This is a genomic window from Streptomyces sp. NRRL B-3229, from assembly GCF_000719505.1.
Lineage (GTDB): Bacteria > Actinomycetota > Actinomycetes > Streptomycetales > Streptomycetaceae > Streptomyces > Streptomyces griseorubiginosus.
The window spans coordinates 164,077-187,587 of sequence record NZ_JOGP01000003.1 but is presented as its reverse complement, the minus strand read 5'-3'; the positions used below and the strand labels follow the sequence as shown (position 1 = coordinate 187,587).

The 23,511-nt window shown below is 71.1% G+C and carries 20 protein-coding genes; 6 read left to right on the top strand and 14 right to left on the bottom strand.

Annotated elements, in window-relative coordinates:
* Positions 1-99 precede the first annotated feature (99 nt).
* On the bottom strand, positions 100-1,800 hold the full coding sequence (locus tag IF54_RS0105765; protein ID WP_030315175.1) for a BCCT family transporter: 1,701 nt from the start codon (positions 1,798-1,800) through the stop codon (positions 100-102).
* A 130-nt stretch (positions 1,801-1,930) separates the two neighbouring features.
* Positions 1,931-3,898, bottom strand: coding sequence for a Xaa-Pro dipeptidyl-peptidase (locus IF54_RS0105760; RefSeq protein ID WP_030315172.1), 1,968 nt, complete (start codon positions 3,896-3,898; stop codon positions 1,931-1,933).
* A 161-nt stretch (positions 3,899-4,059) separates the two neighbouring features.
* Here IF54_RS0105760 and IF54_RS0105755 point away from each other — a divergent pair, with 161 nt between their 5' ends.
* Positions 4,060-5,553, top strand: a complete 1,494-nt coding sequence (locus IF54_RS0105755) for a M1 family metallopeptidase (RefSeq protein WP_030315170.1) — start codon at positions 4,060-4,062, stop codon at positions 5,551-5,553.
* A 113-nt stretch (positions 5,554-5,666) separates the two neighbouring features.
* Here the strand turns inward: IF54_RS0105755 and IF54_RS0105750 are convergent, their stop codons facing one another.
* Positions 5,667-6,170 carry a macro domain-containing protein gene (locus IF54_RS0105750; RefSeq protein WP_030315168.1) on the bottom strand — a complete coding sequence of 168 codons (504 nt, stop codon included), beginning with the start codon at positions 6,168-6,170 and terminating at the stop codon, positions 5,667-5,669.
* 39 nt (positions 6,171-6,209) lie between these two features.
* Entirely contained in the window at positions 6,210-7,685 is a 1,476-nt protein-coding gene (locus tag IF54_RS0105745; protein ID WP_051735336.1) for an amino acid permease, read from the bottom strand.
* A 171-nt stretch (positions 7,686-7,856) separates the two neighbouring features.
* On the opposite strand from IF54_RS0105745, the gene IF54_RS0105740 reads away from it, so the two are divergent.
* Complete coding sequence (locus tag IF54_RS0105740; RefSeq protein ID WP_037819362.1) at positions 7,857-8,600, top strand: MerR family transcriptional regulator; 744 nt, start codon at positions 7,857-7,859, stop codon at positions 8,598-8,600.
* A gap of 190 nt (positions 8,601-8,790) precedes the next feature.
* On the opposite strand, the gene IF54_RS0105735 is transcribed toward IF54_RS0105740, so the two are convergent.
* The 5 genes from IF54_RS0105735 to IF54_RS0105715 all read right to left on the bottom strand — a co-directional run bounded on the left by IF54_RS0105735 (position 8,791) and on the right by IF54_RS0105715 (position 15,110).
* Entirely contained in the window at positions 8,791-10,986 is a 2,196-nt protein-coding gene (locus tag IF54_RS0105735; protein ID WP_030315163.1) for a 3-hydroxyacyl-CoA dehydrogenase NAD-binding domain-containing protein, read from the bottom strand.
* A 42-nt stretch (positions 10,987-11,028) separates the two neighbouring features.
* On the bottom strand, positions 11,029-12,243 hold the full coding sequence (locus IF54_RS0105730) for an acetyl-CoA C-acetyltransferase (RefSeq protein ID WP_030315162.1): 1,215 nt from the start codon (positions 12,241-12,243) through the stop codon (positions 11,029-11,031).
* 43 nt (positions 12,244-12,286) lie between these two features.
* Positions 12,287-13,429, bottom strand: coding sequence for an acyl-CoA dehydrogenase family protein (locus IF54_RS0105725; protein ID WP_030315160.1), 1,143 nt, complete (start codon positions 13,427-13,429; stop codon positions 12,287-12,289).
* Positions 13,426-14,604 carry a CaiB/BaiF CoA transferase family protein gene (locus IF54_RS0105720; RefSeq protein WP_037819359.1) on the bottom strand — a complete coding sequence of 393 codons (1,179 nt, stop codon included), beginning with the start codon at positions 14,602-14,604 and terminating at the stop codon, positions 13,426-13,428. The genes IF54_RS0105725 and IF54_RS0105720 overlap by 4 nt, the downstream gene beginning before the upstream one ends.
* Positions 14,605-14,729: 125 nt before the next feature.
* Entirely contained in the window at positions 14,730-15,110 is a 381-nt protein-coding gene (locus tag IF54_RS0105715) for an MmcQ/YjbR family DNA-binding protein (RefSeq protein WP_030315158.1), read from the bottom strand.
* Positions 15,111-15,201: 91 nt separating this feature from the next.
* On the opposite strand from IF54_RS0105715, the gene IF54_RS0105710 reads away from it, so the two are divergent.
* Complete coding sequence (locus IF54_RS0105710; RefSeq protein ID WP_030315157.1) at positions 15,202-16,380, top strand: saccharopine dehydrogenase family protein; 1,179 nt, start codon at positions 15,202-15,204, stop codon at positions 16,378-16,380.
* Positions 16,381-16,426: 46 nt separating this feature from the next.
* Here IF54_RS0105710 and mmpA read toward each other — a convergent pair whose 3' ends face one another.
* The 4 genes from mmpA to IF54_RS0105690 form a co-directional block, all read right to left on the bottom strand.
* The gene (gene mmpA, locus IF54_RS42950; protein WP_162951986.1) at positions 16,427-16,585 is read right to left on the bottom strand and encodes a morphogenic membrane protein MmpA; all 159 of its coding nucleotides are present in this window, start codon (positions 16,583-16,585) and stop codon (positions 16,427-16,429) included.
* A 72-nt stretch (positions 16,586-16,657) separates the two neighbouring features.
* On the bottom strand, positions 16,658-17,371 hold the full coding sequence (locus IF54_RS0105700; protein WP_030315156.1) for an endonuclease V: 714 nt from the start codon (positions 17,369-17,371) through the stop codon (positions 16,658-16,660).
* Between the two features lie 90 nt (positions 17,372-17,461).
* Positions 17,462-17,791: a hypothetical protein gene (locus tag IF54_RS0105695; protein ID WP_030315155.1), complete on the bottom strand. Its 330-nt coding sequence runs from the start codon at positions 17,789-17,791 to the stop codon at positions 17,462-17,464.
* A 50-nt stretch (positions 17,792-17,841) separates the two neighbouring features.
* The gene (locus IF54_RS0105690) at positions 17,842-18,945 is read right to left on the bottom strand and encodes a WD40/YVTN/BNR-like repeat-containing protein (protein WP_051735335.1); all 1,104 of its coding nucleotides are present in this window, start codon (positions 18,943-18,945) and stop codon (positions 17,842-17,844) included.
* Between the two features lie 253 nt (positions 18,946-19,198).
* Here IF54_RS0105690 and IF54_RS0105685 point away from each other — a divergent pair, with 253 nt between their 5' ends.
* Positions 19,199-19,615: an SsgA family sporulation/cell division regulator gene (locus IF54_RS0105685; RefSeq protein WP_030315153.1), complete on the top strand. Its 417-nt coding sequence runs from the start codon at positions 19,199-19,201 to the stop codon at positions 19,613-19,615.
* A gap of 193 nt (positions 19,616-19,808) precedes the next feature.
* Here IF54_RS0105685 and IF54_RS0105680 read toward each other — a convergent pair whose 3' ends face one another.
* Positions 19,809-20,456, bottom strand: coding sequence for a GOLPH3/VPS74 family protein (locus IF54_RS0105680; protein ID WP_030315151.1), 648 nt, complete (start codon positions 20,454-20,456; stop codon positions 19,809-19,811).
* Positions 20,457-20,797: 341 nt separating this feature from the next.
* Here IF54_RS0105680 and IF54_RS0105675 point away from each other — a divergent pair, with 341 nt between their 5' ends.
* A complete protein-coding gene (locus tag IF54_RS0105675; RefSeq protein ID WP_030315149.1) occupies positions 20,798-22,420 on the top strand; it encodes an ABC-F family ATP-binding cassette domain-containing protein in 1,623 nt (540 codons plus the stop codon).
* Between the two features lie 236 nt (positions 22,421-22,656).
* Complete coding sequence (ddaH, locus tag IF54_RS0105670; protein ID WP_030315147.1) at positions 22,657-23,433, top strand: dimethylargininase; 777 nt, start codon at positions 22,657-22,659, stop codon at positions 23,431-23,433.
* Positions 23,434-23,511: the final 78 nt, after the last annotated feature.

Genomic DNA, 23,511 nt, shown 5'->3' with positions numbered 1-23,511 from the left:
GCGGCGTACGCGTGGTCGAAGGGGGACCGGAGGGAGGGGCCCTGACATCGGTGCGCGGACGAGGCCGTCGTGCCCGTCCCCTCCGCGCACCGGCCGTTCTCAGGCGTGGTCGTGGCCCAGCGGGTCGCCCTCCGTCTCGGTGCCGGGGCCGGGGCCGATCTGGATCCCGAAGTCGCCGTCGTACTTGCGGTGGCCCTCGATCACGGCGAGTTCGACGGCCTCGGAGCCCATCTCGCCGCGCACGATGACCGGGTCTCGGCGCAGGTCCCGCATGAGGGCGACACACATGCCGATCATGACGAGGACGAAGGGCGCGGCGGCCAGGATGGTGAGGTTCTGGAGGCCGGTGAGGGCGTCGCCCTGGCCGCTGCCGACGAGCAGCATGATCGCTGCGACCGCTCCGGTGACCACGCCCCAGAACACGACGACGAAACGGCCGGGTTCGAGGGCGCCCTTCTGGGAGAGCGTGCCCATCACGATGGACGCGGCGTCGGCGCCCGACACGAAGAAGATGCCGACCAGGATCATCACGAGCAGGCTGGTGACGGTGGCCATGGGGAACTCCTGGAGCACCGCGAAGAGTTGGCCCTCGGGGGTGTCCTCGCCACCGAGCGCGCCGCCCTCCTTCAGCTTCATGGCCGTGCCGCCGAAGATCGCGAACCAGACCAGGCTGACCGTGCTGGGCACCAGGATGACCCCGCCGATGAACTGGCGGACGGTGCGGCCGCGGCTGATGCGGGCGATGAACATGCCCACGAAGGGCGTCCAGGAGATCCACCAGGCCCAGTAGAAGACGGTCCAGCTGCCGAGCCAGTCCGCGACGCCCTTGCCGCCGCTCGCCTCGGTGCGGCCGGCCAGCTGGGGCAGGTCGCCGAGGTAGGAGAAGATCGAGGTGGGCAGCAGGTCGAGGACGATGATCGTGGGCCCCGCGACGAACACGAACACCGCGAGGACCAGGGCCAGCACCATGTTGGTGTTGGACAGCCACTGGATGCCCCGCTCGATGCCGGAGACCGCCGAGAGCACGAAGGCCAGGGTCAGTACGGCGATGATCGCGACGAGCAGTCCGGTGCTGACGTCGTCCATCCACTTGAGTTCCTGGAAACCGGAGCCGATCTGGAGGGCGCCGAGGCCGAGGGAGGCGGCGGAGCCGAACACGGTGGCGATGATCGCGAGGATGTCGATCACCCGGCCGGCGGCGCCGTTGGCGTGCCGCTCCCCGATGAGGGGGGTGAAGACGGCGCTGATGGTCTGGCGCCTGCGCTTGCGGAAGGTGCTGTAGGCGATGGCGAGGCCGACCACCGCGTAGATCGCCCACGGGTGCAGGGTCCAGTGGAAGAGGGTGGTGGCCATCGCCGTCTCCATGCGTTCACCGGAGTTGGCGGGATCCGTGCCCGGCGGCGGTGTCGTGTAGTGGGAGAGCGGCTCGCTGACGCCGTAGAACATCAGGCCGATGCCCATGCCGGCGCTGAACATCATGGCGACCCAGGAGACGGTCCTGAACTCGGGCTCCTCGCCCTCGGCGCCCAGGTGGATACGGCCGTAACGGCTCATCGCGAGCCACAGGGCGAACACCACGAAGCACGAGGCGGCCAGCATGAAGGCCCAGCCGCCGTTGTGGATCAGCCCGTCGAGCAGCGTGGTGGAGACGTCCTCCAGGGAGTCCGTCGCCGCCCAGCCCCAGATCACGAAGGCGAGGGTGATGACGGCGGTGACGCCGAACACCACCCGGTCGGTCGGGTGGCCGAGAACGCCCATAGGACCTTCCCGGCCACCTCTCTTCTTCAGGTCTTCAGTCATCTGCGGCACCTTCCCCTGGGGCGGTGGATACGCCTGTTTTCACACAGTTCCCCAGGACCTACCACAGATGCCGCAGATCAGCGCCGGTTCACCAGCCGGTGTCCGGCTCCGTCACCGGTTGTTCGCCGGCTCATCCACCCTCCGGGACACGGTGGGCGGTGCGCGGGGCCCGGACACCGTCGAGCGCTCCGGCCTCCTGCGGAACGGCGGTCCGGGCGCCCTTCGTGGCGTGCGCGAAGGCGGCGGCGCCGCCGACCAGCGGGACCCGGGCCGAGGTGCGGGCCAGGTCGATCGTCAGGGTGGGCCGGGTGGACGGCGGGTCGATGAGGTCCTTGTCGGTGCCCGCGACGATCAGGGCGAGGCGGTGGCCCGCCGGCACGACGTGGTCCGTGGCTCCCAGGTCGAGGGTGATGGTGTAGGCCTTGCCCGGGGTGAGCGGGACGCCCTTCCTGGCATCGGCGTAGGTGCCGAGGTCGGCCCAGCCGCGGCTGACCACCGTGTAGTCGACGGCGGTCGTCTTCGCCCGGGTCTCCTTGAAGCAGGCGCTGTCACCGGTGGTGCCGACACCCCAGCAGGTGCGGTTCGTGAGCGTGGTGATGCCTTCCCCGCCGGCGGCGTAGTCACGGATGGTGTCAGGGCCGAGGTCCACGAGCACGGCGGACAGGTGGGCCGTGGAGGTGGTCGGGGTCGCCGTGACCGTGACCTCGGAGGGGCCGGACAGCCGGAGGTCCTTGGTGAGGGTTCCCGTCGTGAAGCCCGCCTTGTCGGGGGTCGAGGTGTCGATCCGGGCGGCCCAGTCGGTCTCGCTCAGCGCGGGGTCGTCGGTGAAGACCTCGGTGCCCTTGGCCTTGGTCAGGCCGAGGGTGCCGACGCCCTGCTGGGAGCCCTTCGCGGGGCGCAGCGTGGTGGCCGAAGTCCCGCGCGGGGGCCAGGACTTGGAGGTGACCCACTGGTCGGGGTGGCGTTCGATGTCGGCCATGGGCTCGCGGTCGATGCCGTTGTCGTAGCCGAGGAGTTCGTGGTCGAACCAGCGGTGCAGGGTGTCGACCCACTGCGCGCGGCGGAAGTCGAAGGGGTCGACGTGGCCGGTCTGGGAGAGCCAGATCTTGCGCTGGACGCCGTTCTTCGCGAGGGCGTCCCACCACGGACCGACGTGCTGGAGACGGACGTTGAGGTCCTGCATGCCGTGCACGAGGAAGACGCTGGCCTTGACCTTGCGCGCGTCCTTGACGTAGTCGCGCTCGGTCCACAGCGGGGTCCAGTCGCCGGTGCGGGGCGCCTGGTCGACGAGCTTCTGCTGGACGGCGGCGCACTTGGCGCGGGCGTCGGGGCTGTCGACGTAGTCCGAGAGCCAGTCGGGCCCGGAGTCGTAGAGCGGGGCGCCCTGGGCGAAGTAGTAGTCGTACCAGGTGGAGATGGCGCTGATCGGGACGATGGTCTTCAGGCCCTTCACGCCGGTGGCGGCGACGCCGTTGGCGATGGTGCCGTCCCAGCTCTTGCCGATCATGCCGGTCTTGCCGTTGGTCCAGTCGGCCTTGGTCTTGTGGGTTCCGGTGCGGGTCGTGTAGGCGGTGGCCCGGCCGTTCAGCCAGTCGACGACGGCCTTCGCGGACTGGATGTCGGAGCGGCCGCCGACGTCAACACAGCCGTCGGAGCGGTTGGTTCCGGCCAGGTCGACGCCGACGAAGGCGTAGCCGCGGGGCACGAAGTAGTTGTCGTAGAACAACGGCATCTGGACGACATGTCCGTTGGCGTCGTACGTCTTCAGTTGGCTCTCGTTGCCGCGTCCGCAGCAGGAGTAGTACGGGCTGGCGTCCATGATGACCGGGACCTTGCGCCCCTTCTGGGCGGGTTCGCGGGGCCGCACGATGTCGACGGCGACGCGGTCGGACTTCCCGTCCCCGTCGCCGTCGAGCCGGGTGTCCACCCAGACGGCCTCGCGGACCGCGTGCTCGTAGGAGTAGACGGGCCGGCTCTCGCGTGGCGCTGTCTGCGCCTGTGCGGTCGCGGGTGCGAGAAAGCTCGCCAGCAGGGCGGCGGTGGCCGCGAGGGCGGTCGCGAGCGGTCTCCAGATCGTGAAGCGCGTGCTTATCGGCATGCGCGGACGTTACTGCGGTCAACTCCCGGGGAAAAGAGGGCCCCTTGAGACCATGTCGGCCGAATGGCGATCGTGTGACAGGGGTGGTCGTGGACACATCCAGCTCACAGGTGGTGAATAGGCTGCGAACCGACTTGGTCCCCCCACGACTTGGAGTTCTCGTGCACCGCAGACTCATCGCACCGGGCGCCCTCGCGGCGGCCTCCCTGATGCTGGCGGTCCCGGCGTCGGCGGCGAGCTTCTCCCCCGGCGCGCCGGGTATCGGCGACCCCTACTACCCGGACTACGGAAACGGCGGCTACGACGTCTCGCACTACGACCTGCGGCTCAAGTACCAGCCGTCGACGGATGAGTTGGAGGGTACGGCGACCCTCCTCGCCCGCACGACGCAGGATCTGTCCCGGTTCGACCTGGACTTCCTGCTCGATGTGAGCGAGGTGCGGGTCAACGGCACGAAGGCGTCCTTCACCACGTCGGGCGAGCATGAACTGGAGATCACGCCCAAGTCGCCACTGGCCAAGGGCACCGCGATCACGGTCGTGGTCCGCTACAGCGGAGTGCCGTCGTCGAAGCAGGCGTACGGCTTCACCAGCTGGCACCGCACGCCGGACGGCGGGGTCGGGGCAAACGAGCCCGAGGCCGCGTGGTGGTGGTTCCCGAGCAACGACCACCCGCTCGACAAGGCCACCTACGACGTATCGGTCCTGGTACCGGACGGCAGCCAGGCCATCTCCAACGGCACGCTCCAGTCGACGAGTTCACGCCTGGGCTGGACGCGCTGGAACTGGCGCTCCGACAAGCCGCAGGCCACGTATCTGGCGACGCTGGCCGTCGGCCGCTTCGACCTGACGACCGGCACGACCGACGGCGGGATCCCGGTCGTCAACGCCTACAGCAAGGATCTGGGTGCCAACTACGGCGCCGCGCGGGCGAGTGTCGAGCGGACCGGGGAGATCGCCGACTGGCTGAGCTCGTACTTCGGGCCCTATCCCTTCGACGCGCTCGGCGGGTACGTGCCGAACACGAACACCGGGTACGCGCTGGAGACGCAGACCCGGCCCTTCTACAGCCCGCGCCAGTTCGCGAACGGCTCCAACACCTCGGTGGTCGTGCACGAGCTGGCCCACCAGTGGTACGGCGACCTGGTGTCGGTGAGCGGCTGGAAGGACATCTGGATCAACGAGGGCTTCGCGCGGTACGCGCAGTGGCTGTGGTCCGAGCACGAGGACGAGGGGACGGCACAGGAACTCGCCGACTACGTGTACGCCTCGCACCCGGCCGACGACGCGTTCTGGACGGTGCGGCCGGGTGATCCGGGGCCGGAGAACCAGTTCGACATCGCGGTCTACGACCGGGGTGCGCTGGCCATCCAGGCGCTGCGGAACGAGATCGGTGACGAGGCGTTCTTCGCGGTGCTGAAGGGGTGGCCGCAACAGCACGCCTACGGCAACGCATCGGTGTCCGACTTCCGGAAGTACGCCGAGGAGGTGTCGGGTCAGCCGCTGGGCGCGCTGTTCGACACGTGGCTGTTCCAGCCGTCGAAGCCGGGGGCGCCGGCGGCGCGGGGTGCGTCCATCGCCGGAGCCGCGGGAGCCACGGTTCAGCCGAAGTCGTGGACGAAGATCGCGGCGACGAACGACGTGCACTCCGACTAGCGCGGATCGGGTGGGCGGCCCCGTCCTTCGACGTGCGTCGAGGCGGGTGCCGCCCCTCCACCGGCCTGGACTCCGACGGCCGGTGGCAAGAGGGGCGCGGACACCGGAGTCGGTCATGTGCCGAGCGCCGTGGCCCCGTCCTGACCGTGGTCGTAGACGGTGACGGCGAGACCGCGCCCGACCAGCCGGGCCATGATCAGCGGCTCGACACGGGACCACTTTCCGCCGGCCAGCCCGCACCCTATCCGGGGCATGTGCACGGAGGCGCCGAGTTCCAGGGCCTTGTCGGCCAGCCGCCCCAGTGCCTCGTCGATCGCCTCGTAGCGGACCGGGACACCCTTGCTGCCCGTGCGTATGCCCCGCTGGCCGATCAGGTTGGCCACCCACACATAGGGCTCCACCTGCACGAACTGGACGGCGCCAAGCCCGAAGTCGTTCGACGCGCGCCCCCGGTGCCAGGCGCGGTAGGCGGCCTCCGGCTCCGGCCACCGGCGCGACACCGCCACCACGAACCCCTTCCCCCAGCCCCCGATGTCGTTGCACACGTGTGCGATCAGCTTGACGCCCTTCACGGACGGGGCCGTGGCGTCTCCTCTGGTGTAGATGATCTCCCCCATGACGCCACGGTAGGGGACGGCACTGACAGTGGCCCCCCGTCAGGCCGTGTGGTCCGTCCGGGCGGGAGGGGGCGGGGAGTGGACCCTGTGGCGGACCGCGAACCAGCCGGCGAGCAGGAGGGCGCCGATCAGGGGGATCAGGAGGAGGGTCTTGCGGCCGACCTCGGGGTCGTTCCACATCATGCCCAGGCAGGCCAGGAGGAAGGCGATCGTGGCGGTCTCGGTGACCGGGCTGAAGGGGAGGCGGAACGCGGGGCGGGTCAGGAGGCCCGCGCGAGCCCGGCGGACGAAGACCAGGTGGCAGACCATGATGATCACCCAGGTGCTGATGACACCGAGCGAGGCGATGTTCAGCACGATCTCGAAGGCCTGGCTCGGCACGAGGTAGTTGAGGCCGACGCCCAGCACGCACACCGCGCAGGTGAGCAGGATCCCGCCGTACGGCACCTGGCTGCGGTTCATCCTCGCCGTGAACCTCGGTGCGGAGCCCGCCATGGCCATGGAGCGCAGGATGCGGCCCGTGGAGTAGAGGCCGGAGTTCAGGGAGGACATCGCCGCCGTGAGGACGACCAGGTTCATCACGTCGCCCGCCGCCGGGACACCGATCTTCGAGAGGACGGTGACGAAGGGGCTCTCGTCGGCCGAGTAGAGCGAACCCGGCAGCAGCAGGGCCAGCAGGACGACCGAGCCCACGTAGAACAGACCCACCCGCCACATGATCGAGTTCACCGCGCGCGGCACGACCTTCTCCGGCTGCGCCGTCTCGCCCGCCGTGACACCCACCAGCTCCAGCGCGGCGTACGCGAAGATCACGCCCTGCATGACGAGGACGACCGGCATCAGGCCGTGCGGGAAGACACCCCCGCCGTCGGTGATCACGCTCGCTCCGGGCGTCCGGCCGCCCACCTCGTGCTGGGTGGCGAGCAGGAAGATGCCGATCAGCATGAAGCCGACGAGCGTGGCCACCTTGATGATCGAGAACCAGAACTCCATCTCGCCGAAGATCTTCACCGAGATCAGGTTCACGGCCAGCACCACCGCGAGGGCGACGAGCGCGAGCGTCCACTGCGGGATGTCGGTGAACAGGCTCCAGTAGTGCGTGTAGAGCGCGATCGCCGTGATGTCCGCGATACCGGTCGTCGACCAGTTGAGGAAGTACATCCAGCCGGCGACGTACGCGCCCTTCTCGCCGAGGAACTCGCGCGCGTACGACACGAAGGAGCCCGACGAGGGGCGGTAGAGGACGAGCTCGCCCAGGGCGCGGACGACGAAGAAGGCGAAGATCCCGCAGACCAGGTAGGCCAGCGCGAGTCCCGGCCCCGCGGTGTGCAGACGCCCGCCGGCGCCCAGGAAGAGGCCGGTGCCGATCGCGCCGCCGATGGCGATCATGTTGACGTGGCGGGCCTTGAGGTCCTTGCTGTAGCCGGCGTCGCCCGCGTCGGCGTGCACCCGCGCCCCGGGGGTGCGGGTGGTTCGGGCGGGGGCCGTGGCCGGTTGCGCGGCGTCCTTGCTCACAGGTGGTTCCACTCTCTGGTGCGCCCCGGCGGGTCTCGCTCGGGTGTCCGGACGTGCGTCGGCCCCTGCCTCCTGACGGGGGGCACGGACCGACCGATCACCTGCCCGGGAACCCCTCGCCCAACCGGTGGCGGATGTCACAGCAGTGGTGAGACAGCGATACTGCTGCACATGACGACCGACACCTCCCCCGACGCCGGGAACGACGCCCGGAACGACGCCGAGCCGGCCCTCACCGTCGACGAGCTGGCCGCGCGGGCGGGGGTCACGGTCCGCACGGTCCGCTTCTACAGCACACGGGGGCTGCTCCCCCCGCCGGTGATCGGCCCCCGCCGGGTCGGTCACTACGGCCGCGAGCACCTGGCCCGACTGGCGCTGATCGAGGAGCTCCAGCACCAGGGCATGACGCTGGCGGCGATCGAGCGGTACATGCAGCAGCTGCCCGCCGGTCTGAGCGCCCACGACCTGGCGATCCACCGGGCCGTGGTGGCCTCCTGGGCCCCCGACCTGGTGGAGCCGGTGACCCGGGAGGAGCTCCAGCGGCGGGCCGGGCGGCCGCTCGACGACGACGACGTGGAACGGCTCGCCGCGATGGGGGTCGTACGGCGGGACGGCGACACGTGCCTGGTCGACCTGGGCCTGCTGCGGCTCGGCGTCGGGCTGCTCGACGTGCCGCTGTCGCAGGAGGCGATCCTGGCCTCGCGGAAGGTGCTCATCGAGCATTCCCGGGCCGCCGCGCACGAGTTGTCCGAGCTGTTCCGCGGCGAGGTGGCGCGGCGCGACCCACGGGACGTGAAGTCGCTGTCTGCGCACATGGAACCCCTGGTCGTCCAGGCCCTGTTGACGACCTTTCAGCGGTCATTGAAGGAGGAACTGCGGGAGTGGACGGCGGAGATGGACCGCGGGACGGGGTGACCGGACGGGATCGCGGCGCGCTCGCCAGGGCCTGCGCATCGCGGCAGCTCTCCTCGGGGAGGCGGGGACGAGGGGGCAAGGGGACCCCGTGTCGCCGACCGGTGCTCTCGGCAGAGGGCCGGGTCACCCACCGAGGGGCGCGGGGAACTGCGCGACCAGCCCCCCACGCGCCCGCACTCGCCCCCACACCTCAGGCGTCCCCGAACCGCTCCCCCTTCTCCGCCTTCTCCACCAGCAGCGCCGGCGGCGTGAAGCGGTCCCCGTACCGGTCGGCCAGTTCACGCGCGCGTGCCACGAAGCCCGGCAGTCCGACACCTGCCCCGGCGCCGCCGTCGTAGCCGTTGATGTACTGGAGGACGCCGCCGGTCCAGCCCGGGAAGCCGATGCCGAAGATCGAGCCGATGTTGGCGTCGGCGACCGAGGTCAGGACGCCCTCCTCCAGGAGCTTGACCGTGTCGAGGGCCTCGGAGAAGAGCATGCGTTCCTGCATGTCCCGGAAGGGGATCTCCGCGTCCGGGCGGGTGAAGTGCTCGCGCAGGCCCGGCCAGAGGGCGACGCGCTTGCCGTCGTCGCCGTAGTCGTAGAAGCCGCCGCCCCCGCTGCGACCCGTGCGGCCGAACTCGTCGACCATGCGGTCGATGACCGCCTCGGCGGGGTGGGGCGTCCAGGTGCCGCCCGCCTCCTCCACCGCCTGCCTGGTCTCCTTGCGGATCTTGCGCGGAAGCGTCAGCGTCAGCTCGTCCATCAGGGAGAGGACCTTCGCCGGGTAGCCCGCCTGCGCCGCGGCCTGCTCGATGGACGCGGGCTCGATGCCCTCGCCGACCATCGCGACACCCTCGTTGATGAAGTGGCCGATCACGCGGGAGGTGAAGAAGCCGCGCGAGTCGTTCACGACGATCGGCGTCTTCCTGATCTGCCGGACCAGGTCGAAGGCCCGGGCCAGCGCCTCCTCGCCCGTCCGCTCGCCCTTGATGATCTCGACCAGGGGCATCTTGTCGACCGGCGAGAAGAAGTGCAGGCCGATGAAGTCGCCCTGGCGCTCCACGCCCTCGGCCAGGGCCGTGATCGGGAGGGTGGAGGTGTTGGAGCACAGCAGCGCGTCCGGCTCGACGATGTGCTGGATCTCCTGGAACACCTTGTGCTTGAGCGCCGTGTCCTCGAAGACGGCCTCGATGACCGCGTCGCAGCCGGCCAGGTCCTGGGGGTCGGCCGTCGGGGTGATGCGGGCCAGGAGCGCCTCGGCCTTCTCCTGGGTCGTACGGCCGCGGGAGACCGCCTTGGCGCAGAGCTTCTCCGAGTAGGCCTTGCCCTTGGCCGCCGCCTCAGGTGTCACGTCCTTCAGGACGACCTGGATGCCCGCGCGGGCGCACGAGTAGGCGATGCCCGCGCCCATCATGCCCGCGCCGAGCACGGCCACCTTGCGGACCTGGCGGGGTTCGATCCCCTGGGGGCGGTTGGCGCCGGAGTTCACCGCCTGGAGGTCGAAGAAGAACGCCTGGATCATGTTCTTGGACGTCTGTCCCGCCGCCAGCTCGACGAAGTAGCGCGCCTCGATGACCTGCGCGGTCTCGAAGTCGACCTGGGCGCCCTCGACCGCGGCCGCGAGGATGTTGCGCGGGGCCGGGTAGGGGGCGCCGTTGGTCTGCTTGCGCAGGCTCGCCGGGAAGGCGGGCAGGTTGGCCGCGAACTTCGGGTTGGCGGGAGTGCCGCCCGGGATGCGGTAGCCGGGCTTGTCCCAGGGCTGCCGGGACTCGGGGTTGGCCTCGATGAAGGCGCGGGCCTTGGCGAGGAGTTCGTCCTGGGTGCTCGCGACGTCGTCGACCAGGCCGTTCTGAAGGGCTCGCTGCGGGGCGTACTGGGTGCCCTGGAGGAGGACCTTCAGCAAGGCGTCGGCGATGCCGAGCAGCCGGACCGTACGGACGACTCCGCCGCCGCCGGGCAGGAGGCCGAGGGTGACCTCGGGGCAGCCGATCTTGGAGCCGGGGGCGTCCAGGGCGATGCGGTGGTGGCAGGCGAGCGCGATCTCGTAACCGCCGCCCAGGGCCGCGCCGTTGATCGCGGCGACCACCGGCTTGCCCAGGGTCTCGATGCGGCGCAGGTTGCGCTTGATCGCCATGCCGCCGTCGAAGAGCTCCTGCGCGGTCTCGGGCGTGACCCGGATCAGGTCGCGCAGGTCGCCGCCGGCGAAGAAGGTCTTCTTGGCGGAGGTGATGATGACACCGCGGATGGTGTCCTTCTCGGCCTCCAGGCGGTCGGTGATCACCGCGAGGGAGTCGCGGAACGCCTGGTTCATGGTGTTGGCGGACTGGTTCGGGTCGTCGATGACGAGGGTGACGACGCCGGTGCGGTCCTGTTCCCAGCGGATGGTCGTGGACTGAGTGCTCATGTGGAAGTGCTCCGTGTGATCCGTCGTATCCGTGGGAGGGGGTCAGATGCGTTCGACGACCGTCGCGATGCCCATGCCGCCGCCGACGCAGAGGGTGGCGAGGCCGTATCGCTTGTCCTGGCGCTCGAGTTCGTCGATGAGGCTGCCCAAAATCATCGCGCCGGTCGCGCCGAGCGGGTGACCGAGGGCGATCGCGCCGCCGTTGACGTTGACCTTGTCCAGCGAGAGGCCCATGTCCTTGACGAAGCGCAGGACGACCGCCGCGAAGGCCTCGTTGATCTCGACCAGGTCGATGTCGTCGATGGTCAGGCCGGCCTTGGCGAGGGCCTTGCGGGTGGCGGGCGCGGGGCCCGTCAGCATGATGGTGGGTTCGGAGCCGGAGACGGCCGCGGAGACGATCCGCGCGCGGGGGGTGAGGCCGTAGCGCTCGCCGACCTCCCGGGAGCCGATCGCGACGAGCGAGGCGCCGTCCACGATGCCTGAGGAGTTGCCCGCGTGGTGGACATGGTCGATCTTCTCCACCCAGTGGTACTTCTGGAGGGCCACGGCGTCGAAGCCGCCCAGGTCGCCGATGTCCGCGAAGGACGGCTTGAGCCCCGCCAGGGAGTCGGCGGTGGTGCCGGGGCGCAGGTGCTCGTCGTGGTCGAGGACGGTCAGACCCGCGCGGTCCTTCACCGGGACGACGGACCGGTCGAAGCGGCCCTCCTTCCAGGCCGTGGCGGCCCGCTCCTGGCTGAGTGCGGCGTACTCGTCGACGTCGCGCCGGGAGAAGCCCTCGATGGTGGCGATGAGGTCGGCGCCGATGCCCTGCGGCACGAAGTTGACGGCGAGGTTGGTCATCGGGTCGTTGAACCAGGCGCCGCCGTCGGAGGCCATCGGCACCCGGGACATGGACTCGACGCCGCCCGCGAGGACCAGGTCCTCCCAGCCCGAACGCACCTTGGCGGCGGCCATGTTGACGGCTTCGAGGCCGGAAGCACAGAAGCGGTTCTCCTGCACGCCGGCGACCGTGTCCGGCAGCCCGGCGGCGATCGCGGCGATCCGGGCGATGTCGGAACCCTGGTCGCCGACCGGGCCGACGACGCCGAGCACGATGTCGTCGACGGCGGCCGGGTCCAGGCCCGGGAAGCGGGTGCGGATCTCGTGGATGAGCCCGACGACCAGGTCGATGGGCTTGGTGCCGTGCAGGGCGCCGTTCGCCTTGCCGCGGCCGCGCGGGGTGCGGATCGCGTCGTACACGTACGCTTCGGTGCTCACGAGGAAGCCTTTCAGGGGTGAGGGTCAGCCGGGCAAAAGGTTCTTATCCCAGCAGGGAACGGCCGATGATCTCCTTCATGATCTCGGTCGTGCCGCCGTAGATGGTCTGGATGCGGCCGTCCGTGAAGGCCTTGGCGACGGCGTGCTCGCTCATGTAGCCGTAGCCGCCGTGCAGTTGCAGGCAGCGGTCGGCGACGCGCTTCTGGAGCTCGGTCGCCCACCACTTGGCCATGGAGGCGTGGACGGCGTCGAGCCGCCCGATCGAGTGATCCTCGACGCAGCGGTCGAGGAACGTGCGGGTGACGGCGCATTCCGTGGCCATCTCGGCCACCTCGAACCGTATGTGCTGCTTGGTGGCGAGCGGCCGCCCGAAGGCCTCGCGCTCCTTGACGTACGCGGTGGTGATCTCCAGGAGGTGTTCGGCGGCGGCGATCGCGGAGACGGCGATGCTCAGGCGCTCCTGGGCGAGGTTGGTCATCAGGTGCACGAAGGCGCCGTCGCGCTCGCCGAGGAGGTTCTCCTTGGGCACGCGCACGTCGTGGAAGAACAGTTCGGCGGTGTCCTGGGCCTTCTGGCCGATCTTGTCGAGGTTGCGGCCGCGCTCGAAGCCCTCGGTGCCGCGCTCGACGACCAGGAGGGACAGTCCCCGGGCCCCGCCCTCGGGGGTGGTCTTCGCGACGACGATCACGAGGTCGGCCAGGATGCCGTTGGAGATGAACGTCTTGGAGCCGTTCAGCAGCCAGTGGTCGCCCCGGTCCTCCGCGCGCGTGCGGATGCCCTGGAGGTCGGAGCCCGCGCCGGGTTCGGTCATCGCGATGGCGGTGATCAGGGAGCCGTCGCAGAAGCCGGGCAGCCAGCGGCGCTTCTGCTCGTCGGTGGCGAGCGAGGTGAGGTAGGGGCCGATGATGTCGTTGTGCAGGCCCAGGGCGAGTCCGGGCGTACCGGCGCGGGTGAACTCCTCGGCGAGGACCGCGCTGTAGCGGAAGTCGGCGGTGCCGCCACCGCCGTACTCCTCGGGCACGGCGAGCCCCAGCAGGCCCTGCTTGCCGGCCGCGCGCCAGGCCTCGCGGGAAACGACGCCGTCCTTCTCCCACTGCTCGTAGTACGGCAGGACCTCCCTGGCCAGGAAGGCGCGCACGGTCGTGCGGAACGCGTCGTGCTCGGGGGCGAAGATCTGCCGCTTCATGCGGGGCCTTTCATCGGGGACGTCCTGGGCTGCTCCTGAAGGGGACCCTTCGCGAGGTCAGGTGCATCCCAGTCGCGGGCCACCGCGGCGGTGTCGGCGCCCGGGCGGGCGGGCCCGGTGCGCACGGCCGTGGGGGTCGCGGAGAAGCGGGGCGCGGGGGCGGGCTGGGTGATGCTGTCATGGTCGGTGAAGGTGCCGCGGGCGGCGAGGTGGGGGTGGTGCGGGGCCTCGCGCAGGGACAGCACGGGCGCCACGCACGCGTCGGTGCCCTCGAAGACGGCCGTCCACTCGTCTCGCGTACGGGACTTGAAGCGGGCGGCGACCGCCCCGCGCAGGTCGCCCCAGCGGGTCCAGTCCTTGCGGGCGTCGGCGAAGTCCGGCAGGCCCAGCAGGTCCAGGAAGCGGTCGTAGAACTGCGGCTCCAGGGCGCCCACCGCCATGTACCTGCCGTCGGCGGTCTCGTAGGTACCGTAGTACGGGCAGCCGCCGTCGAGGAGATTGGCGCCGCGCCGGTCCTGCCAGCCGCCGGCCGCGGTCATGCCGTGCAGCATCGCGGCGAGGTGGGAGGTGCCGTCCACGATGGCGGCGTCGACGACCTGGCCGGTGCCGGTCGCGCGCGCGTGGTGCAGGGCGGCGAGGACGCCGACGACGAGGTAGAGGGCGCCGCCCGCGTAGTCGCCGAGGAGGTTGGCGGGGACGGCCGGAGGACGGCCCGGTTCGCCGATGAGACCGAGGGTGCCGGTGAGGGCGATGTACGCGATGTCGTGCCCGGCGCGCTGGGCGAGCGGGCCGTCCTGGCCCCAGCCGGTCATGCGGCCGTAGACGAGGGCGGGGTTGCGGGCGTGGCAGTCCTCGGGGCCGACGCCGAGCCGCTCGGCGACGCCGGGGCGGTTGCCCTCGACGAGGATGTCGGCCCGGGCGGCGAGGTCGAGCACGCGCGCGGGACCGTCGGGGGCCTTGAGGTCGACGACCACGGACCGCTTGTTGCGGTTGGTGATGTCGTAGGCGGGGTCGATCGAGAGGGAGCTGCCGCCGGGGCGGCAGACCTGGACGACGTCGGCGCCCAGGTCGGCGAGGAGCATGGCGGCGAACGGGCCGGGGCCGATACCGGCCAGCTCGACCACGCGCACACCGGTGAGCGGGCCGTGCCGCCCGGGCGTCGTCGCCGTTGTCATCCAGCCCCCATCGGTATGACACAACTGATGTAACACCAGTGATGCTATGAACAGGCCCCAGCGGGCACAAGACTTGAACGAGCAAGCGCTTAGCCAATTATCGGCCGGTCATCGGCGTCGAGCCGTCATCCGCCGTCGAGCTCGGCTATGAGCCGTTTCGGCGCGATCGCACGGTAGCTCTCCTCGACCCAGTCGCACAGCAGCTCCCCCGCCGGGGCACCCTGCTCCGCGAGCGGGACGCGCACCCAGCCGGCCTTGCCGAGGCCGTACCCGGCGGGTTCGGCACCCGGAGAGGTGAGCGCGTGGGCGTGGGCCTCCGCGTCCTTGAGCTTCACGGTGACGCCCATCGGGTAACTGCCGTCGCTCACCCCCAGGAAGACGAACACCTTCCCGTTGACCTTCGCGACGGTCTCACCCCAGGGGAACTCTTCGGCGGCACCGGGCAGCCCGAGTGCGAACTCGCGGACTTTCTCCCACTTTTTGAGGGCATTCCTGGGCACGGCCACCGTCCCACCTCCGGGCTCGTCTTCGGGCTCCGCACCCCTCACGCTAGCCTCGGCCACCGACAACGGCGCGTGCGGCGGATCCAGGAGTGTCATGAGCAGGCTGAAGAGGTCGGACCGTCCCTACGACATCGTGCTCTTCGGAGCGACGAGCTTCGCGGGCACGCTCACCGCGGAGTACCTCGCCGCGCACGGCCCGAAGGACCTGCGCTGGGCCATCGCCGGCCGCAGCGAGGAGAAGCTGCGGGCGCTGCGCGAGCGGCTGCCCGCGGGCACCGAGGTCGAGATCCTCACCGCCGACGTGTCCGACCCGGGCTCGCTGCGCGCGCTCGCCGGGCACGCGCGCGTGGTGGCCACCACGGTGGGGCCCTATCTGACGTACGGCGAGGAGCTCGTCGCCGCTTGCGCGGACGCCGGTACGGACTATCTCGACCTGTGCGGGGAGCCGGAGTTCGTGGACCTGATGTACGTCCGGCACGACGCACGCGCGCGTGAGACGGGCGCACGGCTGGTGCACGCGGCCGGCTTCGACTCGGTCCCGCACGACCTGGGGGTCTGGTTCACGGTCCGGCAGCTGCCGGAGGGCGTGCCGCTCACCGTCGACGGGTTCGTGACCGCGGACGCCATGTTCTCCGGCGGGACCTTCGCCTCGGCCCTCAACCAGTTCGCGCGCGGCCGGCAGATGATCGCCGCCGCCCGGGACCGGGCCCGGCACGAGCCGCGCCTGGCGGGCCGGAGGGCCACCGCGCCGGCCGGCACCCCGCGCTACGCTCCGGAGGTCGGCGCCTGGGCCCTGCCGCTGCCGACCATCGACGCGCAGATCGTCCAGCGCTCGGCGAAGGTCCTGGAGCGTTACGGCCCGGACTTCCGTTACCGGCACTACGCGGCCGTACGACGGCTGCCGGTCGCGGTGGGCGGGGTCGCGGCCGTCGGCGCGCTGTTCGCGGCCGCCCAGGTGCCGCCCGCGCGGCGCTGGCTGTCGGGCCGGGTCAGGCCGGGTGACGGACCGAGCCCGGAGAAGCGGGCGAAGAGCTGGTTCTCGGTGCGGTTCGTCGGCGAGGGCGGCGGTCGGCGGGTGTACACCGAGGTCAGGGGCGGCGACCCCGGGTACGGGGAGACGGCGAAGATGTTCGCCGAGTCCGCGCTGTCCCTGGCCTTCGACGACCTGCCGGAGACGTCCGGTCAGGTCACCACGGCGGTGGCGATGGGCGACGCGCTGATCGAGCGGCTCCAGGAGACCGGGATCACCTTCCGGGTGGCGTCGGCCAAGTGAGCGGGCCTAAAGCGGTGCGGGCGGCCTCGGGCGGGGTGGCAGGGCCTCAGAAGGACCAGCCCGCCACCGTGTAGATCATCCCGGCGATCCAGCCGAGTCCCGCGAGCACGCCGAGGACCAGTGCGGCGGTCACGGCGCGCTCGACGGGCCGGTTGGGGTCGGCGAGGGGCTTGGGGGAACGCTGGGTCATACGGTGCGTCGTCATGCGGGACAGCCTGCCGACCGCACCGGGGCCCGCACATCCGTACAGATACTCAGACGACGTACTCAGGCGGTACTAGGCACCCTCTCGGGCTCCCTGACGGGTCGTCGCCTCCCGCAGCGCCCGCCGGCACAGCGCGTCCGCCCTGCGGGTGGTCTCCGGGAGCCGGTAGGCCGGGGTGAGTGCGAGCGTGTGAGCGCACGCGTTGTCGAGGCTCACGCGGTGGCCGACCGAGACGAAGACCGGCTTCACCGCCTCGCGGGTGCGCAGGGCCCGCCCCACCTCCTCGTCGCCCGCCAGCAGCGGCGTCCACGCGCCGCGCCGGGGCCCGGGATCGTCGTAGGAGAAGGTGAACGGGTTCTTGGCGACGCCGATCGTGGGCAGGCCGGTGAGGACGCCGAGGTGGCTCGCGAGGCCGAAGCGGCGGGGGTGGGCGAGACCGTAGCCGTCGCAGACGACGAGGCCGGGCGGGCACGGCAGGGCGTCGAGGGCGGCGAGGACGGTGGGGATCTCTCGGAAGGCGAGCAGTCCGGGCACGTACGGGAAGGAGATCCGGCCCACGGCGGTCCGCTCGGCCACGACCTCCAGGGTCGCCGCGTCCAGCACCACGGCGGCTGCCGCGACCACGTCCCGCCCGTCGTCGTAGGCCACGTCGACGCCGGTGACATGTCCGGTGCCGGGCGGTGGGCCCGGTTCGCCGAGGATCGTCCTCGTCCTCAACTCGTCCTGGATCGCGCGGGCCTGTTCCTCGGTCGCGGGCCGGCCCGCGGGGATTTCCGTCGTCTCCATGGTGGGGACGAGCGTACGGCCCGGCGGCGCGGGCTCATGCCGGAGCCGTGGCGGAAGACCCCCGGCCGAGGGGCCGGGGGTTCCGAAAGGTCAGCCCTTGTTGCCGAGTGCGCGCTGGAGCTGGGTCTTGTTCATGTCCGAACGGCCCTTGACGCCCTTGCGCCTGGCCTCCTCGTAGAGCTGGTCGTAGGTCGGGCCCTGGGAGCCCTTGCCGGACCGCCGGCCGCCCCGCTCGCCGGACGACATGTCCTTCGTGGAGGTGCGGCTCGCGGTCTTGGACTCACCGGAGCGGGCGCGTTCCTTGTTGACCGTGCGGGCCGCGATCTCCTTGGCCCGTCCGGTGCTCTCGCCCCGGTCCTCTGCACTCTTCTTGATGTGTTCGTACTGGCGCTCGCGCTTGGAGTTCGAACCAGCCGGCATGGGGGATCACTCCTTTCACCGTCGGCGACCGGGTACCCGCATTCCGCCGCTCAGTGCTCCAGCCGAGCCACCCGTCCCTTCTCGCCCGAGGCCCAGCAGCCCCCGTCGACCGTGCAGTCGACGGTGTCGTAGGAGCCGGTGTCCACGGTCCGCCAGGTCCGGCCGCCGTCCGTGGTGAGGTCGGTGCCGGTGGGGCCGACCGCGAGGGCGGCGGTGCGGCTGTGCGGGAGCCAGGCGACACCGGAGCGGTACGCGGGCGGCGGGGTGGCCGCCTGCTGCCAGGAGCCGCCGGCGTCGGTGGTGCGGGCGCCCGCGCGCGGGGACGGCTGGTCCGCGTTGTAGTCGCCGCCGACCGCGAAGCCGTGCGCGCGGTCCCGGAAGGCGAGGGCGAAGACGCCCTTGGCCGCGGCACCGCCGGGGATCGGGGTGTCGGAGGCCGTCCAGGTCAGGCCACGGTCGCCGGAGTGCAGCACACGCGCGCGTGCGCCTCCGCCGGTGGCCAGCCAGACATCGCGCGGGCCCGAGCTCACCAGGCACTGACCGCTCGCCGCGAAGCCCGCCTCGCCGTCGAGGGCGGCCGGCATGCCCTTGTTCGGCAGCACCTTCCAGGAGCGGCCGCCGTCCGCGGTCGACAGGATGCGGAACTTCCCCTCCACCGGGTCGCTCATCGCCAGTCCGTGGCGGCGGTCGAAGAAGGTGAGGCAGTCGTAGAAGGCCTTGGCGTCGGTGTTGCGGAAGGACTCGGTCCAGGTCGCTCCGCCGTCTTCGGTCCGGTACACCCGGGACGCCTCGCCCTCACCGATGGCCAGCACCACGGCCCGGCGCGCGTCGAAGGCCTCGACGTCCCTGAACTGGAGGTCGGACGCCCCGGCCGGTGAGACGTTTCGCCAGCTCGCCCCGCCGTCGGTGGTGCGCAGCACGGTGCCCTGTGTTCCGGCCACCCAGGCGGTGTCCCGGCTGACGGCCGCGAGGCCCCGGAAGCGCACGCCGGGAGCGCCGCTGTCCTTCAGCTCCCAGTGCGGTGTACGGCCGTCGGGGCCGTGCGCCTGGGCCGGTACGGCGGTCACGGCGGCCAGCGCCGCCGCGCAGGCCGCGCCCGCGGTGATGGTCCGGACGGTCAGTCCCACAGGTCTCTTGCCTCGCGTGTTCCCCATGCGCCTCATGGCGGGCGAAGCTAGTGCACGCTCCGGGCGCCGTCCAGATGCCCTCGGCCGCACGCCGACCGGTGCGCGAGGTGTCACAAGTGTCTCCGGGGGCACGGGAGAAGGGCGGGATCACACGAGCGCGTGGCGACGGTGACAGAGGTCACTCGATTCTCGTGTACACGGATTGGCCGATTCCGACGTCTCTTCCATTGCCCGTCCCACCCTCCTAGAGCCCCATCAGCCGTCACAAGGGAGCAAGGCGTTGTCCACCGTCATCGAGCAGCCCGTAGAGGCCCGTCTCGTCGCCGCGGCACCGCGGATGCCGAGCATTCCCGCCACACTGCACTACGACCGCTGCGACCCGTTCGCCGTCCGTATGACCTTCCCCGCCCCGGCCACTCTTGAGGGCGTCGAGGTCTGCTGGACCTTCAGCCGCGAACTGCTCACCACAGGTCTGGACGAGCCCGAGGGCCACGGCGACGTCCGGGTGCGCCCGTACGGCTACGACCGCACCGTCCTCGAGTTCCACGCCCCCGAGGGCACCGCCGTCGTGCATGTCCGCACCGGTGAGCTGCGCCGGTTCCTGGAGGCGACCAACGACCTCGTGCCGAGCGGTCTCGAGCACCTCCAGCTCGACCTCGACCACGACCTCGCGGAACTGATGCGCGACGCGTACTGACGCCTTCCGACGAGGCGTACTGGCGTCTTCTGGGCCGCGTACCGACCCCTTCCGTGGCCGCGCACCGAACCCTTCCGAGGCCGCGCACTGCCCCCTTCCGAGGCCGACCGCACCCGTCGGCTCCCCCGGCCGGTCCTGGCCGGGCCGCGTGCGGAGACGTGGAGTCACCGTCACCGCACCGCCCGAACCTCCGTCACGCGCGCGTGGCGACCGTCGCCGCCGTCACCGCTCCGCGCACCTCCTGGACGAGCTTGCGCAGCACCGGTGCCACCGGGCCGCTGCGGTCGATCAGTTCCTCGACGTGGACGTCGTGACGGTCCTTGCGCGGCAGCAGGGTGCGCAGATCGGCGGCGGCCGCGAGAGCACCCAGGGCCGCGTCCCGGGCGGACAGTCCGGCGCTCTGCCCGCGCAGGATCTCCCGCGCCTCCTCCTGGAGCGCCTCCACCGCGGCCGGTCGCGCCAGGTCGTGGTCGACCGTGGGGAACAGTCCGAGAGCCCGCTTCTTCCGGGCCCGGAGATATCCGCCCGCGGTGAGCTGCTCCCGCACGGCGTCCAGGGTGAACCGGGAGTGCAATGTCACCCAGCCGCGCCACCGGTGCGGACGCGATTCCCGGACCAGTTCGAGGAGCCCGTCCAGGACGGGGTCCCCGGTCTCGGCGTCCATGTCGACCGGGGTCGCGATGCCGTCGTCGTCGAGGAGCAGACCGCGCTGGGCGAGCTCGGTGAGGGCGCCGGCCCGGACCAGCTGAGGGACCTGCGCGCTGCCGGTGACCTCGGACTTCGAGGTGTCCCAGGCCAGCAGGTAGAGACGGGCCGGCAGGGAGAGCGAGCCGTCGGTCACGGGGCCTCCTTCGGACTTCTGACCGTTGGTTTCGAGTTCTGGCCGTCGGTTCAGGACTTCGGACCGTCGGTCCGGTTAATGCGTTGACAGCTCTGTGGCCGCCTCATACGGTGTAGAACGCTTCTGTTGCCGTCGATCGGAGAAGGACGTTGCTCGTCTGAGGTCCTGAGACACCGTGTCACACACCTGAGGTGTGTGCGCTGCGTGCGACCTCGGCACACGAGCCGTTCCCGACGAGCAGGGCCCCTTTCACGCCCCCCGGTTTCCCTCGTCTCCCGCCGGTCGCAGGTGTCTCGATACGCGATTGCCCCTTCTCGCTTCGAGCAACCGCGGAGACTCGTATGTCTGCTTCCATCACCTGCACCTCGCTCGCTTTCGCCTGGCCCGACGGCACGTCCGTCTTCGAGGGCCTGGACATCGCCTTCGGCCCCGGCCGCACCGGCCTCGTCGGCGTCAACGGGTCGGGTAAATCAACTCTGCTGAAGCTGATCGCCGGCGAACTCGCCCCGGCGGACGGCGCCGTACGCGTCGCGGGCGAGGTCGGCTACCTCCCGCAGAACGTCACGCTGGACACCGGCCTCAAGGTCGACGAGGCGCTCGGCATCGCCGCGCGGCGCGCGGCCCTGCACGCCATCGAGGCCGGCGACGTGGCCGAGGAGCACTTCGAGACGGTCGGCGACGACTGGGACGTCGAGGAGCGCGCCCTGGCCACCCTCGGCGAACTCGGCCTCGGACACATCGGGTTGGACCGTACGATCGGCGAGGTCTCGGGCGGCGAGTCGGTGCTGCTGCGCCTGGCCGCGCTGCTGCTGCGCCGCCCGGACGTCCTGCTCCTCGACGAACCGACCAACAACCTCGACCTCTACGCCCGCAGGCGGCTGTACTCGGCCGTCGCCTCCTGGCCGGGGGTCATGGTCGTGGTCAGTCACGACCGTGAACTCCTCGACCTGGTCGACCAGATCGCCGATCTGCGCGCCGGGGAGGTCACCTGGTACGGCGGAAACTACTCCGCCTACGAGGACGCCCTCGCCGTCGAACAGGACGCGGCGGAGCGGATGGTGCGGGTCGCCGAGTCCGACTTCCGCAAGCAGAAGCGCGAACTGGCCGACGCACAGGTCAAGCTGGCCCGCCGCAAGCGGTACGGCCAGAAGATGTTCGAGCAGAAGCGAGAGCCGAAGATCGTCATGGGGGCGCGCAAGCGGGCGGCGCAGGAGTCCGCCGGCAAGCACCGCATCATGCACGAGGAACGGCTCTCGGAGGCGAAGGAACGGCTCGACGAGGCGGTGGAGGCGGTACGGGACGACGACGAGATCCGCGTCGACCTGCCGTACACGGCCGTGCCGCCGGGCCGTACGGTACTGACCCTGATGGACCTCGAACTCGCTTACGGCGCACGGGTGCAGGGCGGCTTCGACCTGCGGGGGCCCGAGCGGGTGGCGCTGATCGGGCGCAACGGTTCGGGCAAGACGACGCTGCTGCGCACGATCGCCGGGGAGCTGGAGCCGGTGTCGGGCGAGGCGACGGCCCAGGTCCCGCTCCGTTTCCTGCCCCAGCGGCTCGACGTCCTCGACGGTGAGCTGTCGGTCGCGGAGAACGTGGCGCGGTTCGCGCCGGGTGCCACCAACAACCGGGTGCGGGCCCGTCTCGCCCGCTTCCTCTTCCGGGGCGCGCGGGCCGACCAGCAGGCGTCCACACTGTCCGGCGGCGAGCGCTTCCGGGCGGCGCTGGCGGCGCTGATGCTGGCCGAGCCGGCACCCCAGCTGCTCATGCTCGACGAGCCGACGAACAACCTCGACATGGCGAGCGTGCGGCAGCTGACCACGGCCCTGGAGTCGTACGAGGGCGCCCTGGTCGTGGCCAGCCACGACCTGCCGTTCCTGGAGTCCATCGGCATCACACGCTGGCTGCTGCTGGACGGCGAGCTCCGTGAGATCACTCCGGACGACCTGGAGTCCCTCGCGTAGCACCACGACCTGGAGTCCCTGGCGTAGCGCCATCCCCGGCTCGCGACGCGGCGCCGCCGCCGGTCTCCGGCGCGGCGCCCGCCGGGACTCCGGGGGTGGGGTTCGTGGGCCGGGGGTGTCTCAGGAGGGCCACAGCCTGACAAGGGGGGTTTTGTCGACACGGATCGGCGCTGCATGATGGCTGACCGGCGCCCGTCACGGGCGCCGCCCTGTCCCGCCGATACGGAGTTTCCCTAGTGCCCAGCAAGAAGGCCCTCGTCCGCCGCCCCGGTCCGCGTCTCGCCGAAGGCCTGGTGACGCACATCGAGCGGGAGAAGGTCGACGTCGACCTCGCGCTCGAACAGTGGGAGGCGTACGTCGAGGCCCTGCGCACCCACGGCTGGGAGACCGTGGAGGTGGACCCCGCGGAGGACTGCCCGGACTCGGTGTTCGTCGAGGACACGGTGGTCGTGTACAAGAACGTCGCCCTGATCGCCCGCCCGGGCGCCGAGTCCCGGCGCGAGGAGACGGCCGGCGTCGAGGAGGCCGTGGCCCGGCTCGGGTGCTCGGTGAACTGGATCTGGGAGCCGGGCACCCTGGACGGCGGTGACGTCCTCAAGGTCGGCGACACGATCTACGTCGGCCGCGGCGGGCGCACCAACGCGGCCGGCGTCCAGCAGCTGCGGGCCGCCTTCGAGCCGCTCGGGGCCCAGGTGGTCGTCGTACCGGTGAGCAAGGTGCTGCACCTGAAGTCTGCGGTCACGGCGCTGCCCGACGGGACCGTCATCGGGCACATCCCGAAGGTGGACCGGCCCTCGCTCTTCCCGCGGTTCCTGTCCGTACCCGAGGAAGCCGGCTCCCATGTCGTCCTGCTCGGCGGCCCCAAGCTGCTCATGGCCGCGAGCGCGCCGAAGACGGCGGACCTGTTCACCGACCTCGGCTTCGAGCCCGTGGTGGTGGACATCAGCGAGTTCGAGAAGCTCGAAGGATGTGTGACATGCCTCTCGGTCCGGCTGCGGGAGCTGTACGTCTGATCGGGTGAGCGCCGCACCCGGACGGCCCCGGACCTGCGCTTCCCGGAGCACCTTGTCATGACCAGGGAACACCGCTGA